General features: G+C 70.8%; 11 protein-coding genes. 9 read left to right on the top strand and 2 right to left on the bottom strand.

Going from position 1 to position 14,498, the window contains the following annotated elements; translation table 11 throughout:
• Positions 1-125: 125 nt before the first annotated feature.
• Positions 126-926 (top strand): S1 family peptidase, encoded by an 801-nt coding sequence (locus STRCI_RS11030; RefSeq protein ID WP_269658706.1) that lies wholly within the window; start codon positions 126-128, stop codon positions 924-926.
• Positions 927-967: 41 nt separating this feature from the next.
• Here the strand turns inward: STRCI_RS11030 and STRCI_RS11025 are convergent, their stop codons facing one another.
• On the bottom strand, positions 968-2,704 hold the full coding sequence (locus tag STRCI_RS11025; RefSeq protein ID WP_269658705.1) for a glycoside hydrolase family 35 protein: 1,737 nt from the start codon (positions 2,702-2,704) through the stop codon (positions 968-970).
• 86 nt (positions 2,705-2,790) lie between these two features.
• On the opposite strand from STRCI_RS11025, the gene STRCI_RS11020 reads away from it, so the two are divergent.
• The 6 genes from STRCI_RS11020 to STRCI_RS10995 all read left to right on the top strand — a co-directional run bounded on the left by STRCI_RS11020 (position 2,791) and on the right by STRCI_RS10995 (position 10,195).
• Complete coding sequence (locus STRCI_RS11020) at positions 2,791-3,681, top strand: helix-turn-helix domain-containing protein (RefSeq protein ID WP_269658704.1); 891 nt, start codon at positions 2,791-2,793, stop codon at positions 3,679-3,681.
• Between the two features lie 11 nt (positions 3,682-3,692).
• A complete protein-coding gene (locus tag STRCI_RS11015) occupies positions 3,693-4,043 on the top strand; it encodes a chorismate mutase (protein ID WP_269658703.1) in 351 nt (116 codons plus the stop codon).
• 140 nt (positions 4,044-4,183) lie between these two features.
• On the top strand, positions 4,184-4,717 hold the full coding sequence (locus STRCI_RS11010; RefSeq protein ID WP_269658702.1) for a response regulator: 534 nt from the start codon (positions 4,184-4,186) through the stop codon (positions 4,715-4,717).
• Between the two features lie 56 nt (positions 4,718-4,773).
• Positions 4,774-7,269 (top strand): aminopeptidase N, encoded by a 2,496-nt coding sequence (gene pepN / locus STRCI_RS11005; protein ID WP_269658701.1) that lies wholly within the window; start codon positions 4,774-4,776, stop codon positions 7,267-7,269.
• An 86-nt stretch (positions 7,270-7,355) separates the two neighbouring features.
• Complete coding sequence (locus tag STRCI_RS11000) at positions 7,356-8,789, top strand: pyridoxal phosphate-dependent decarboxylase family protein (protein WP_269658700.1); 1,434 nt, start codon at positions 7,356-7,358, stop codon at positions 8,787-8,789.
• Entirely contained in the window at positions 8,786-10,195 is a 1,410-nt protein-coding gene (locus STRCI_RS10995; protein WP_269658699.1) for a lysine N(6)-hydroxylase/L-ornithine N(5)-oxygenase family protein, read from the top strand. The genes STRCI_RS11000 and STRCI_RS10995 overlap by 4 nt, the downstream gene beginning before the upstream one ends.
• Before the next feature lie 23 nt (positions 10,196-10,218).
• Here the strand turns inward: STRCI_RS10995 and STRCI_RS10990 are convergent, their stop codons facing one another.
• Positions 10,219-12,024: a bifunctional metallophosphatase/5'-nucleotidase gene (locus STRCI_RS10990; protein WP_269658698.1), complete on the bottom strand. Its 1,806-nt coding sequence runs from the start codon at positions 12,022-12,024 to the stop codon at positions 10,219-10,221.
• 179 nt (positions 12,025-12,203) lie between these two features.
• Here STRCI_RS10990 and STRCI_RS10985 point away from each other — a divergent pair, with 179 nt between their 5' ends.
• Positions 12,204-12,896: an SIMPL domain-containing protein gene (locus STRCI_RS10985; RefSeq protein WP_269658697.1), complete on the top strand. Its 693-nt coding sequence runs from the start codon at positions 12,204-12,206 to the stop codon at positions 12,894-12,896.
• 148 nt (positions 12,897-13,044) lie between these two features.
• A complete protein-coding gene (gene pyk / locus STRCI_RS10980; RefSeq protein ID WP_269658696.1) occupies positions 13,045-14,481 on the top strand; it encodes a pyruvate kinase in 1,437 nt (478 codons plus the stop codon).
• The last annotated feature ends 17 nt before the right edge of the window (positions 14,482-14,498 follow it).

The following is a 14,498-nucleotide window of genomic DNA, read 5'->3' as shown; positions in this document are numbered from 1 at the left end:
TACGGGGATGTGAGGGATATTTCCCCGCTCGGGTTCCCTCCCCGGTACGTGAGATCCGTCCTTGCCACAACCCCTCCTCGATCTTCATACTGCGGGCCGCCCAACCCCCCACGAAAGGACATGCGTTGACCCATAACTCGCCCACGAGAAGCGGCGGTCTGACCCTGGTCAAGCGGGCCGCGGCCGCCGGTGCCGTCGCTCTCGCCGTGGCCTCTCTCCAGCCCGTGAGCGCTGCCCAGGCCGCGGACACCCGTGTCGTAGGAGGAACGCCCGCGGCGCAGAACGAGTTCCCCTTCATGGTCCATCTCTCGATGGGCTGCGGCGGGGCGCTCTACAAGAAGGACGTCGTCCTGACCGCCGCCCACTGCATGGACGGCTCCGGCAACAACACGAGCATCACCGTCACCGCCGGCGTCAGCGACCTCAACTCCGCCTCCGCGATCAAGGTCAAGTCGACCAAGGTCAAGGTGGCCCCGGGCTACGACGGCACCGGCAAGGACTGGGCGCTGATCAAGCTCGCCAAGCCGATCGACAAGCCCACGCTGAAGCTCGCCACGACCGACCGCTACAACCGCGGCATGTTCACGATCGCGGGCTGGGGCGACACCCAGGAGGGTGCCGGCACCGGCACCACCAAGATGCGCAAGGCCACCGTGCCGTTCGTCGCGGACCGGGTGTGCAAGCGGCACTACGGCAACCGTCTGGTCGCCAAGGAGGAGATCTGCGCCGGCTGGACGCGCGGCAGCGTGGACACCTGCCAGGGCGACTCCGGCGGTCCGATGTTCCGCAAGGACGACGCGGGCAAGTGGATCCAGGTCGGCATCGTCAGCTGGGGCGACGGCTGCGCCCGCGCGGGCGTGCCCGGTGTGTACACCCAGGTGAACACCTTCGCCGCCGACATAGCCCGGGCCGCTTCGGCCCTGTAGGCGGGTGAGCCGCGGGCCCCCGAGGCGGCCCGCGGCTCGCTTCACACCGGCCGCAGCACCGGCGCCCGCGTCGACGCCTCCTCGAACTCCAGCACCCGCACCTCGTTCTCCCCCTCGCGCAGCACCGGACCCGGCACGAACAGCGCCCGCTGCGGCCCCGCCGACCAGTACCGGCCGAGGTTGAAGCCGTTCAGCCACACGAACCCCCGGGTCCAGCCCGGCAGTTCGAACAGCGCGTCCCCGGCGCCCCGGACGGTCACCGAACCCCGGTACAGGCCCGGCGCGCCCGCCCCGTCCCGCTCCCGGAACGGCACCGCCGACACCTCGTCCAGCGCGTCGAGCCGCAGCCCACGCGCGCGTACGTCATGCAGATACTGCCGCTCGTGCAGGATCCCCCCGGTGATCCCCTTGGCCTCCCCGCAGCGCGGCCCGTAGTTGACCCGCCCCAGGGACTCCACCCACAGCTCCACGCGCGCGGGCCCGGCGACCGCCTCCTTCAGCCGCTCCTCCGCCTCGGTGAGCACCCCGGCCCGCTCCCCGTCGACGGACACCACCGCGAGGTCCCGCAGCCCGCGCGCGATCAGCGGATACGGCTGCCGCGGCCCCGGCACGGTCACCTCGTAGCGCACCACGCCCCGGTCGACGTCCAGCTCCTCGAACGTCGGCGGCACCGGCCCGGACACCTCCGCCCCGCCGCACGCCTCGAGCACCGCGTCCAGCGGCGCCCAGGCGGTCACCCGGGCCTCGGCGGGGGCGCCCAGCGCGGCGGGCGGGGCAGGGGGCTCGGGGAGCGGGCCCCCGGCGTACTCGGCAAGCACCTCGCGGAAGGCCCAGAACTTCCGCGTGGGGCGCCCGGCCTCGTCGACCGGGGCGTCGTAGTCGTAGGACGTCACATCGGGCTCCAGCGGCCCGTCGTGCAGTGCGCCGCCGCCCCGGTTGGCGCCCGCCCAGCCGGCGAAGCTGGTGCCGCCGTGCGCCATGTACAGATTGACCGAGGCCCCGCACTCCAGGATCTCCCGCAGCACGGCCGCCGCGTCCCCGGGATCCCGGACGACGTGCTCGGCGCCCCAGTGGTCGAACCAGCCGCACCAGAACTCCATGCACATCAGCGGACCGTCCGGCCGGTGCCGGCGCAGCGTCCCGAACGCCTCCCGCGCGTGGGAGCCGAAGTTCACCGTCGCCAACGCCCCCGGCACCGAACCGCCGCTGAGCATGTGGTCCTCCGGGCCGTCCGAGGTGAACAGCGGCACCGTCACACCCTCCGCGCGCAGCAGCCCCGCCAGCGCGTCCAGATAGGGCGCGTCCGAGCCGTAGCTGCCGTACTCGTTCTCGACCTGGACCAGGATCACCGGGCCGCCGCGGTCGATCTGCCGGGACACCACCTCGGGCAGCAGCCGGCGGAACCACGCGCGGACGGGACGCAGAAAACGCTCGTCACGCGTGCGTGCGTGCCCCGGCACCCAGTGCGGCAGCCCGCCGTTCTCCCACTCGGCACAGATGTACGGGCCCGGCCGCACGATCGCCCACAGACCCGCCTCCCGCGCCGCGTCCAGGAACCGGCCGAGCGCCGCCACGTCCCGGAACTCGCCGGGCCGCGGCTCGTGCAGGTTCCACGGCACGTACGTCTCCACGCAGTTGAGGCCCATCGCCCGCAGCATCGCGAGCCGGTGCCCCCACTGCGCCTCGTGCACCCGGAAGTAGTGCAGCGCGCCCGACAGCAGCCGCACCGGCCGCCCGTCCAGCAGGAAATCCGTGTCCCCGACGGTGAACTCGCTCATGCCGCCACCCTCACCCCTGGCGGCGACCGGGTCCATGGACAAAGATCGGCGCTGGTTGGACCGAAGTGACCGCGACAGGAGCGCCGATGCACCACACCTGGATGCGGTTCTTCACGCCCGGCCCCGCCCACCACCGCCTCGGCCTGGTCTGCCTCGGCGTCGGCCTTCAGCACGGCGCCCTGCCCACCGTCGGCCCGCGCACCCTCGACCACCACGTCGCCGTCGTCATCAGCGCCGGCGGCGGCTGGTACCGCGGCCCCGACGGCCGCCGTACCACCGTCACCGCGCCCGCCCTGCTCTGGCTCACCCCCGGCGTCCCGCACCACTACGCCCCCGACCCCGCCACCGGCTGGGACGAGGGCTTCGTCGACTTCACCGGGCCCGTCGCCACGACGTACGCCGAACTCGGCTACATCGAACCGGACCGCCCCGTCGTGCCGCTCTCCGACGCCGCCGCCCCGCGCGGGGTGATCGCCCGCATCGCGCGGGCCGCCCGACGCGACAACCCGCTGCTGGAGGTCGAGACCGCGGCCGCCGTCCATGAACTCCTGGTCGCCCTGCGCCGCGCCCGCGCCGACCTCGCCCCCGACGGCGACCAGGTCCTGGGGGCCCTCGCCCGGGACGCCTGCACCCCGATGACGGTCGCCGACCACGCCGCCCGGCACGGCATGACCGCGGCCGAACTGCGCACCGCCGTCCGCCGCGGCGCCGGCTGCGGCCCCAAGGACTATCTGCTCGGCATCCGCCTCGGCCGCGCCAAGGAACTCCTGGCCGCAACCGAACTGCCCGTCGCCGCCGTCGCCCGCCGCGTCGGATACGACGATCCGGCCTATTTCTCCCGCCTGTTCACCCGCCGCGTCGGCATGCCCCCCGTCCGCTTCCGCGCCCAGCAGGGCCGCACCGTCCCCGGCGGCTGGAGCGAGCAGGTACCGGATCCGGACGATCCGCCGATGATCGACAGGCCCCCGGCATCGTAGGCTTCTCGCCCATGACCACCAGCAACACCGAACCCGGTGAAGTCGACCCCGCCGTCCGCGCGGAGCTGGCGCGGCTGCGCGACAGCATCGACAACATCGACGCGGCCGTCGTCCACATGCTCGCCGAGCGGTTCAAGGCCACCCAGCAGGTCGGCCACCTCAAGGCCGCCCACCAGCTGCCGCCCGCCGACCCGGCCCGCGAGGCCCGGCAGATCGCCCGGCTGCGCACCCTCGCCGAGAACGCCAAACTCGACCCGGCCTTCGCCGAGAAGTTCCTCAACTTCATCATCGCCGAGGTGATCAGACACCACGAGTCCATCGCCGAGGACGCCGTGGGCGGCACTGCGCCGACGGCGAACTGACGCCCCCCGGCCCTCCCGGGGCGTGACACAGCCGCCCGCACGGGGCATGCTGCGCTGTGCACTCCTTGTCAGCCGACGGGCACAGCCCGTCAGCATCACGGACATCAGCTGGTTGTCCCATGCGGGAGGGACGTCGGGCCATGCCCCCGGAAGCGAAGATCCTCATCGTCGACGACCACAAGGACACGCTGTACGCGCTGGAGAGCGCCCTGGCCCCGCTGGGCCACCAGATCAGCCGCGCCACCACCGGCGACGAGGCGCTCAAACAGGTGCTGCGCGGGCAGATCGGACTCCTGCTGCTCGATGTGCGGATGCCCGGCGTCAGCGGTCTGGACGTGGTCCGGTACATGCGCCGTCTGGAACAGACCCAGCACATTCCGGTCATCTTGCTGACCGGCTTCGGCGCCGACCAGGAACTCACCTCCGCCGCCTTCGGCCTCGGCGTCGCCGACCTGGTGATGAAACCCATCGACCCCTGGGCGCTCCGCACCAAGGTCCGCTTCCTCTATGACGCCCACCGCCGCCACCGCGCCCTGGAACAGGAGGTCCGCGAACTGCGCGCCCTCGTCAAAGGCCAGGCCGACACCGGCGAACCCGTGCTGTCCCACCCCGAGGCCAGGGTCCCGCCGCAGCGCGACATCTCCGGCGCGCACCCGGCGCAGGACCGGACATAGGCCGCGTACCCATCCGCCTCTGTGCCTTGCCGGTGCCATCAGGCAGCATGTCCTGCATGTCCGTACTGACGCGCGACGAAGCGCAGACCCGTGCCCGACTCCTCGACGTCCGCAGCTACACGATCGAACTCGATCTGACCACCGGGGACGAGACCTTCGGCTCCCGGACCGGGATCCGGTTCACCACGCGCGCCGCTGCGGACACCTTCGTCGAGCTCAAGCCCGCGGAACTGCTCTCGGTCACCCTCGACGGACAGCCCCTGGACCCGGAGACCCTCGACGGCAACCGGCTGCCCCTGAAGAACCTCACCGCCGGCGAGCACGAACTGCGCGTCGAGGCCACCATGCGCTACTCGCGCACCGGCGAGGGCATGCACCGCTTCACCGACCCCACCGACGGCGAGACCTACGTCTACACCCAGCTGTTCATGGACGACGTCCAGCGCGTCTTCGCCGCCTTCGACCAGCCCGACCTCAAGTCCGTCTTCGAGCTGTCCGTCCGGGCACCCGAGGGCTGGACCGTCCTCGCCAACAGCGTCACCGAACACACCGACGGCGTCTGGCGGGCCGCGCCCACCCCGCTGATCTCCACCTACCTCGTCGCCGTCGCCGCCGGACCCTGGCACTCCGTCACCACCGAACACCGCGGACTGCCCTTCGGCCTCCACTGCCGCCGCTCCCTCGCCCCCCACCTCGACGCCGATGCCGACGAACTGTTCGAGATCACCCGGCAGTGCTACGACCGGTACCACGAGAAGTTCGACGAGCCCTATCCCTTCGACTCCTACGACCAGGCGTTCGTCCCCGAGTTCAACGCCGGCGCCATGGAGAACCCCGGCCTCGTCACCTTCCGCGACGATTTCGTCTACCGCTCCGCCGTCACCGACGTCGAGCGGCAGACCCGCGCCATGGTCATCGCCCACGAGATGGCCCACATGTGGTTCGGCGACCTCGTCACCCTGCGCTGGTGGGACGACATCTGGCTGAACGAGTCCTTCGCCGAGTACATGGGCTACCAGACCCTCACCGAGGCCACCCGCTTCACCGACACCTGGACCGACTTCGGAGTCGTCCGCAAGGGCTGGGGCTACGACGCCGACCAGCGCCCCTCCACCCACCCCGTGGCCCCCGAGGCCGTCGACGACACCGCCTCCGCACTCCTCAACTTCGACGGCATCTCCTACGCCAAGGGCGCCTCCGCACTGCGCCAACTGGTCGCCTGGCTCGGCGAGAAGGACTTCCTCGCCGGCATCAACACCCACTTCGAGCGGCACAAGTTCGCCAACGCCACCCTCGCCGACTTCATCGACTCCCTCGCCGCCCACACCGACCGCGACGTGCACGCCTGGGCCGACGCCTGGCTGCGCACCACCGGCGTCGACACCCTCACCCCGAGCGTGACCCGCGGCACGGACGGCACCTACACCCTCCAGGTGGAGCGCACCGGCAGCCGCCCGCACCGCATCGCCGCCGGCCTCTACGACCTGGACGTCGCCGACGAGGGCCGCCACCTCGTCCTGCGCGAGCGCGTCGACCTCGACGTCCCGCAGACCGAGCCGCAGCCCATCGGCAAGCGCCCCACCCTGCTCCTGCTCAACGACGGCGATCTCTCCTACGCCAAGGTCCGCTTCGACCCCGAGTCCTTCGAAGGCGTCCGTACGGCCCTGTCCGGACTGCCCGAGCCGCTGTCCCGCGCGGTGGTGTGGAACGCCCTCAGGGACGCCGTCCGGGACGGCGAACTCCCCGCCGCCGTCTACCTGGAGACCGCCCGCGCCCACCTTCCGCACGAGACGGACCTGGCCCTGGTCCAGGGCGTCCTGAGCTTCGCCGCCGCCCAGATCGCCGGCCGGTACCTCACCGCCGAGGAACGCCCCGCCGCGCTCGCCACCCTCGCCGCCCTGTGCCGCGACCTCATCCGCCGCACCGAGGACGGCGACCACCCCGGCCTGCGGCTGATCGCCGTACGCCACTTCATCGACGTCGCCGCGCACCCCGAGCCCATCGCCGCCTGGCTCGCCGACGGCACCGTGCCGGGCGGCCCCGAACTCGACCCCGAGCTGCGCTGGCGCGTGCTGTCCCGGCTCGCCGTCCTCGGCGCGACCGACGAGGCAACCATCGCCGCCGAGCTGGAGCGCGACCCGAGCGCCACCGGCCAGGAGGGCGCGGCCCGCTGCCGGGCGGCCCTGCCGGACGCCGAGTCCAAGGCCCGTGCGTGGGACGCGATGTTCGCCGGCGACGACCTCTCCAACTACCTCGTCGCCGCCACCGCCCAGGGCTTCTGGCAGCCCGAACAGACCGATCTCGTAACCCAGTACGTGCCGCGCTTCTACACCGACGCCGTCGCCGTCGCGGCCCGGCGGGGGCCCGCCATCGCGGACGTGGTCGGCCGCTGGGCGTTCCCGGTGTACGCCGTGGACCCCGAGACGCTCCGCCTGGGCGAGGAATGCCTGAGCGACAGCGACCCGATCCCGGCACTGCGCCGCAAGCTGGTGGACCAACTGGACGATCTGGGAAGGGCGTTGCGGGTGAGGCAGGAGAAGCGAGAGAGCTGACAAACATCTAGGGACGTACCCTCTTTCGGGTTCCGAACCCCGGGCTTTTCGGACACGACGCCGCATCGGCGTACAAGCTGGAAGCCATGAGCACGTCGCCTCTCGCCTCGGGCCCCGAAGGCCCGCACGCCCTCGGACCGCTGCTCGACACCGTCCTGGACGCCCTGACCCAGGGCACCCGCTCCCGCGGCGGTCCGCTGCCCGCGGGAGGCCCAAAGGCGGTGGCGGCACGGCTCCGGGCGGCGGTGGGCGACGTACTGCCCGAGCACGGCGACGCGAACGCCCTGCACACCCTGGTGCGGGCGTTCGCGGAGGGCGCCGCCGACCCCGCCCACCCCCTGTGCGCGGCCCACCTCCACTGCCCACCCCTCGCGGTGTCCACAGCGGCCGACTTGGCAGCCAGCGCCCTCAACCCGTCCCTGGACTCCTGGGACCAGGCACCGGCGGCGTCGGAACTGGAAGCCCTGGTGACCAGGGCGCTGGCAGAGCTGACCCTGCCCACGAGCACCGACGCCGCTCAAGCCGCGGGCAGCACCCCGCAAGCACGGGCGAGCGCACCCACCCCCACGCCGGCCCCACCGGACGCCCTGGTCACCACCGGCGGCACCGAGTCCAACCAACTCGCCCTCCTCCTCGCCCGACAAGCCCACCCCGGCACCCGCCTCATCCACGGCGCCAACGCCCACCACTCCCTGCCCAGAGCCGCCTGGCTGCTCGGCATGCCGGACCCCGTAGCCGTCCCCGCCCACGCCGGCACCCTCGACCCCACCGCCCTGGACGAGGCCCTCACCCATCTCCCCGGCCCCTACCTCGTCGCGGCCACCGCAGGCACCACCGACGCCGGCCTCATCGACCCGCTCCAAGAGATCGCCGCCCTCTGCGCCCGCCACCACGCCCGCCTCCACATCGACGCGGCCTACGGCGGCGGCCTCCTCTTCAGCGACCGCCACCGCGCAAAGCTCACCGGCCTGGACGCCGCCGCCACCATCACCCTCGACCTGCACAAACTCGGCTGGCAGCCGGTGGCCGCGGGCCTCCTGGTCGTCAAGAACCCCCACGACCTCACCGCCCTGCACCACCACGCTGACTACCTCAACGCCGACGACGACACCGAGGCCGGACTCCCCGACCTCCTCGGCCGCTCCCTGCGCACCACCCGCCGCCCCGACATCCTCAAGACCGCGGTCACCCTCAAGACCCTCGGCCGCACCGGAATGGGCCGACTCGTCGACCAAGTCTGCGAACGGGCCACGGAGTTCGCCGACCTGGTCGAGCGGCACCCCGCCTTCGAGCTCCACGACCGCCCCACCATCAGCACGGTCCTGTTCCGCCCCGGCACCGCCACCGACGACACCGTCGCCGCCGTACGCCGAACCCTCCTCACCGAAGGCCGCGCCGTCCTCGGCCGGGCCCGGCTCGACGGCCGGCTCTGGCTGAAGGTCACCCTCCTCAACCCCCACACCCGCCCCGACGACCTGGCCGCCCTGCTGCACCTCGTGGAAGGAACCACCCCCCGATGAGCCCCACCCCCGACACCCCACGCGACCTGGTCGGCATCGGCATCGGCCCGTTCAACCTCTCCCTCGCCGCCCTCGCCCACCCCCTCGCCGAACTCGACACCGCCTTCTACGAACAGGGCCCCGCCTTCGACTGGCACCCCGGCCTGCTCATCGACGGCGCCACCATCCAAGTGCCCTTCCTCGCCGACCTGGTCACCCTCGTCGACCCCGCCAGCCCCTGGACGTTCCTCAACTACCTCAGAACCCGCGACCGCCTCTTCCCCTTCTACTTCGCCGAGCGCTTCCACATCCAGCGCGCCGAATACGACGCGTACTGCCGATGGGTGTCCGAGAACCTGCCCGCACTGCACTTCGGTCACCAGGTCGACGCCGTCCGCTTCAACCCCGAACGGGACGTCTTCGAGGTCGACTTCACCCAGCTCGACGCCGACGGGGAGGCCGAAGCCCTGGGCCGCGCCTACACCCGCAACGTCGTCCTCGGCATCGGCACCGAACCCCACGTCCCCGACCCGCTCAGACCCCTCGTCCAGGCCCCCGGCGTACCCGTCTTCCACGCCGCCGACTACCTCGACCACCGCGCGGAACTCCAGACCGCCGAGCACGTCACCGTCGTCGGGTCGGGACAGTCCGGCGCCGAGATCCTCCTCGACCTGCTCCGCGCCCGCCCCGCCGGACGCGAGGGCCTGCACTGGATCGGCCGCACCCCGTCCTTCGCGCCCATGGAGTACTCCAAACTGGGCCTCGAACACTTCACCCCGGACTACACCCGCTACTTCCACGCCCTCGCCGAGCCCGTCCGCGACCGGCTGGTCAGCACCCAGTGGCAACTCCACAAGGGCATCGACGCCGGCACCCTCGCCGCCCTCCACGACGAGCTGTACCGCCGTACCCTGCACGGCGGCTGGCCCGACACCGTGCTCACCCCGGGCGTCCGGGTCCGCACCGCCGGCCGGATCGCCACCACCAAGATCGAACTGCACCTCGAACACATCGAGCAGGGCACCCGCTCAAGGCTCACCACCGACGCGGTCGTCCTCGCCACCGGCTACCGCGAACGCCCCCTCGACCGCATCCTCGCCGGACTCGACCCCTACCTGCGCCGCGACAGCCGCGAACGCCCGCGCGTGGACGAGAAGTTCCGCCTCGTCTTCGACCCCTCGGTCACCGGCTCCGGCTGCCACGTCTACGTCCAGAACGCCGAACGCCACACCCACGGCGTCGGCACCCCCGACCTCGGCCTGTCCGCCTGGCGCAGCGCCACCATCCTCAACTCCGTGACGGACAAGGAGACATACCCCCTCCCCGGCCGCACGGCCTTCACCAGCTTCGGCCTGGAACCACAACAGCCCCAGATCCCGTCCGCACGCCGCCCGAAGGCCCTGACGCCACTGCTGGACGGGATCTGAGGCTCACCCATGGACTTGGGGGACTAGAACACCGGCGTGCCCTCCCGCGTCAGCTTCCAGTCCACCGACGCGAAGTCCTTCGGGTCCAGCACACCCTTCGCGGTGACCCACTCGGCGATCCGGGTCCGGATCTCCGTCGACTCCGACCACAGCTCCTGCGCCGAGGCGACATGCGGGAAGGCACCGCCGCCGTTGGCACGGTAGTTGTTCACCGCGAACACGAACTTCTGCGCGTCGTCCAGCGCGGCCCCGTTGTACGTCAGGTTCCTGATCCGCGAACCCGCCGCCTGGGCGATGTCGATGTCGTACGACAGACCCGACACGTAGTCGTAGTTGTAGTCCGGGCGACCGCCCGCGTTGGTCAGCTTCTCCACGTCCACCGCGGCACTGGCCGCCGTCTGCACGAAGTACTCCGCCGAGTACTCCAGGTACGCCTTCACCTGAGCACCCGTCATCAACTTGGCGACCAGGGTGTTGTCGTACACGTACAGGCTCGACAGGTCCCGGATGGTCACGTTGCCCGCCGGGATCTGCGACGTCCGCGAGAACGGCGAGGCCTGCGAGATCACCGGCAGTTCGGCGTACTCCGTGCCCGCCAGCGCCGCCCGGGCCACATCCTCCTGGACCGTGGTGATCAGGTCGATGATCGGGGCGTCCTTGTAGCGGGCGTCCACCGTCGTCAGCGTCGCCGTCGCGGTGCCGACCACCTGGTTGACGTACTCCACCACGATGTCGTGCTCGTCCTGGAGCAGCTTGGTGATCTCCGGGTCGTCCGCGACCGTCTTCGAGTCACGCACGCTCGCCGCGACCGACTCGACCGTCCAACGGCCCTTGCTGAAGACCAGCTCGATGTCGAACAGCGACAGCCGCTGCGCGTAGCAGAGCGGCTCCGACAGCACGACCGTCTTCCCGGTCGCCTCGTTCGTCACCTTCAACTCGGCGATCTCGGTGTGCGCGTGACCCACCAGGATCGCGTCGATCCCCGGCACCTGCTGGGCCACCAGCGCGGCCGAGTTCTCGATGTACGGCAGCTGGTCACCGTAGGAGGACGTGCCGGAGGAGCCCGAGTGCGCCGACACGACGACCACGTCCGCGCCCATCGACCGCAGCTTCGGCACCCACTTCGCCGCCTGCTCCTCAAGACCTGGGAACGTCAACTTCCCCTGGACATACGCCTTGTCCCAGATCGCGATACCGGGATTGGTGAGCCCGAGCACCGCGACCTTGACCGGCGGCGCACCCTTCACCCGGAACGTCTTCATGAAGTACGGCGGGAACGCGGGCTTCAGGGTTTTCGCGTCCAGCGCGTTTGCACCGAGCAGCGGGAAGTCGCACTGCTCCTCGAACTTGCGCAGCGTCTCGATGCCGTAGTTGAACTCGTGGTTGCCCAGCGCCACCGCGTCGTACCCGATGGCGTTCATCGCCTGCGCCATCGGGTGAACCGGCCCGCCCTTCGCGGTGATCGGGTCGACCTTGGCGTAGTAGTACGTCAGCGGCGTGCCCTGGATCGTGTCACCGGCGTCGATCAACAGCGTGTTGCGGCGGCCCTTCTCCTCACGGACCTGCTCCACCAGCGTGGCGACCCGGGCGAGGCCCTTCGCATTGCCCTTGGCGTCGGTGTACTCCGCGTCCTTGAAGTAGTCCCAGTTGAAGATGTTGCCGTGCAGATCGGTGGTGCCCATCACCGTCAGGGAATACCGCTTGGCGGGCTTCGGGCCCTTCTTCACCTCGGCGGCCTCGGCCGCCGGCGTCGCCACGGCACCGGCCAGCGCGACCCCCGCTCCGGTCACGGCCGACTTCTTCAGGAACTTCCGACGGTTCAGGGGCATTCTCGGTTCTCCTCCGGATGGTTCATGACGCGCGTAGATCCCGGACCGGCCGAGACTGACGCGCGTAGATTCTGACCCGGACATGGCGACGGGCAACAGGTCCAAGACGTTGCGATCTGGTGACCGAACCTGTGAATCGACGGGCCCAGAACCCGCCAACCGGTGACACAGTGGGGCGTATGACCACGCCCGCCGTCCCCTACGGCACCCCCGACGCCCCACGCATCGCCGTCCGCGGCGAGGCCCACCTCGAAGTCGACCCCGAGATCGGCCGCATCGGCATCACCATCGCCTCCCGCGGCAAAGACCGACGCACCGCCCTCGACGACCTCACCCGACGCAACGCCACCGCCCTCGACCTGGTCAAGTCATACGGCGACGCCGTCGAACGACTGGAGACCGGCGCCTTCTCCGTCCGCCCCGAACTCACCAAACGCGGACGCGGTGAACGCGTGCACACCTACCACGGCACCGTCCATCTCACCGCCGAACTCACCGACTTCACCGCCCTCGGCGAACTCACCACCCGCCTCGCCGACCTGGACCTCACCCGCGTCGACGGCCCCTGGTGGGACCTGCGCCCCGACTCACCCGCCCACCGCCGGGCCCGCGAACGCGCCGTCCACGAAGCGGTCCAACGGGCCCGCGAGTACGCCGAGGCGCTGGGCACCTCACTGGCCGCCCTGGTGGAGATCGCCGACATCGGCGCCGAGGACGGCGGACCCCACCCGATGGCGGCCGGCCGCATGCGCTCCATCGCCTTCGCGGAAGCCGCCGAGGACACAGTGACCGCCCTCGACCTCGAACCCCAGCGCCAGCACGTCCACGCCCAGGTGAACGCCCGATTCACCATGCGACCCCCACAGCTGTAGCGCAATGCTCCGAAAACCGCTCACCATTTCGCTCATCAGAGCGACCTCCCGCACAATTCAACACTTGTCAATAGCCCTTCACGCAAAGGTTGTTGAGTAGTCATGCCGGGCCAATTCGCTACCCACTGGTAAGCCCTAGGCTCTAAACATGCGCCGAGCAAAAATCGTCTGCACCCTGGGACCCGCCACCGACTCCTACGACCAGATAAAGGCACTGGTCGACGCCGGAATGGACGTGGCCCGCTTCAACCTCAGCCACGGCAGCCACGCCGACCACGAGGACCGCTACCAGCGCGTGCGCAAGGCCTCCGACGAGACCGGCCGCAGCGTCGGCCTGCTCGCCGACCTTCAAGGCCCGAAGATCCGCCTCGGCCGCTTCACCGAAGGACCCGTACTCCTTGAACGCGGCGACTCCTTCACCATCACCGTGCAGGAGGGCGCGGAGGGCGACCGCGAGAGCTGCGGCACCACTTACGCCGGCCTTGCCGCGGACGTCACTCCGGGCGAGCGCATCCTCGTGGACGACGGCAAGGTCTGCCTCGAAGTCGTTGCGGTCGACGGCCCCCGGGTCCGGACGACGGTGATCGAAGGCGGAATGATCTCCGACCACAAGGGCCTGAACCTCCCCGGCGTCGCCGTCTCCGTCCCCGCCCTCTCCGACAAGGACGAAGCAGACCTCCGCTGGGCCCTGCGCACCGGCTTCGACGTCATCGCCCTCTCCTTCGTCCGCAGCGGCCGCGACATCGACGACGTCCACCGCATCATGGACGAGGAAGGCCGCCGACTCCCCGTCATCGCCAAGGTGGAGAAACCCCAAGCGGTAGAGGCGATCGACGACATCGTCGCCGCCTTCGACGGCATCATGGTCGCTCGCGGCGACCTCGGCGTCGAAATGCCCCTCGAACAAGTCCCGATCGTCCAGAAGCGCGCCATCAAACTCGCCAAGCGCAACGCGAAGCCGGTCATCGTGGCAACCCAGATGCTCGACTCAATGATCGACAACGCCCGCCCGACGCGCGCCGAGGCTTCGGACGTCGCCAACGCGGTCATCGACGGCACGGACGCGGTGATGCTGTCCGGCGAGACAAGCGTCGGCAAGTACGCCATCGAAACGGTCCGCACGATGGCGAAGATCGTCGAGGCGGCCGAAGAGGACCTCCTGGCCAAGGGCCTCCCACCCCTGACGGAACGCAACAAGCCCCGCACCCAAGGCGGAGCGGTGGCCCGCGCCGCCGCGGAAATGGGCGACTTCCTGGGCGCCAAGTTCCTGGTCGCCTTCACCCAGTCCGGCGACACGGCCCGCCGCCTCTCCCGCTACCGCTCCCCGATCCCCCTGCTGGCCTTCACCCCCGAACCGGCCACCCGCTCACAACTGAACCTGACGTGGGGTGTCGAAACGTTCCTGGGCCCGCATGTGGACTCCACGGACGCGATGGTCGACCAGGTCGACGAACTCCTCCTGAAATACGGCCGCTGCCAAAAGGGCGACACGGTCGTCATCACAGCCGGCTCACCTCCCGGCGTCTCGGGCTCGACCAACATGGTCCGCGTCCACCACATCGGCGAGGACGACAGCCCCAAGTAGCAACCAGAGGGCCCCTC

It is taken from the genome of Streptomyces cinnabarinus, from assembly GCF_027270315.1.
Taxonomy (GTDB): domain Bacteria; phylum Actinomycetota; class Actinomycetes; order Streptomycetales; family Streptomycetaceae; genus Streptomyces; species Streptomyces cinnabarinus.
This window is presented reverse-complemented; position numbering and strand designations above follow the sequence as displayed.

Excerpts from the sequence above, each read along its gene's own strand:
- STRCI_RS11010 (WP_269658702.1), top strand. The coding sequence starts at position 4,184 with ATGCCCCCGGAAGCGAAGATCCTCATCGTCGACGACCACAAGGACACG.
- STRCI_RS10995 (WP_269658699.1), top strand. The coding sequence starts at position 8,786 with ATGAGCCCCACCCCCGACACCCCACGCGACCTGGTCGGCATCGGCATC.
- STRCI_RS10990 (WP_269658698.1), bottom strand. The coding sequence starts at position 12,024 with ATGCCCCTGAACCGTCGGAAGTTCCTGAAGAAGTCGGCCGTGACCGGA.
- STRCI_RS10985 (WP_269658697.1), top strand. The coding sequence starts at position 12,204 with ATGACCACGCCCGCCGTCCCCTACGGCACCCCCGACGCCCCACGCATC.
- pepN (WP_269658701.1), top strand. The coding sequence starts at position 4,774 with ATGTCCGTACTGACGCGCGACGAAGCGCAGACCCGTGCCCGACTCCTC.
- STRCI_RS11020 (WP_269658704.1), top strand. The coding sequence starts at position 2,791 with ATGCACCACACCTGGATGCGGTTCTTCACGCCCGGCCCCGCCCACCAC.
- STRCI_RS11000 (WP_269658700.1), top strand. The coding sequence starts at position 7,356 with ATGAGCACGTCGCCTCTCGCCTCGGGCCCCGAAGGCCCGCACGCCCTC.
- pyk (WP_269658696.1), top strand. The coding sequence starts at position 13,045 with ATGCGCCGAGCAAAAATCGTCTGCACCCTGGGACCCGCCACCGACTCC.
- STRCI_RS11025 (WP_269658705.1), bottom strand. The coding sequence starts at position 2,704 with ATGAGCGAGTTCACCGTCGGGGACACGGATTTCCTGCTGGACGGGCGG.
- STRCI_RS11015 (WP_269658703.1), top strand. The coding sequence starts at position 3,693 with ATGACCACCAGCAACACCGAACCCGGTGAAGTCGACCCCGCCGTCCGC.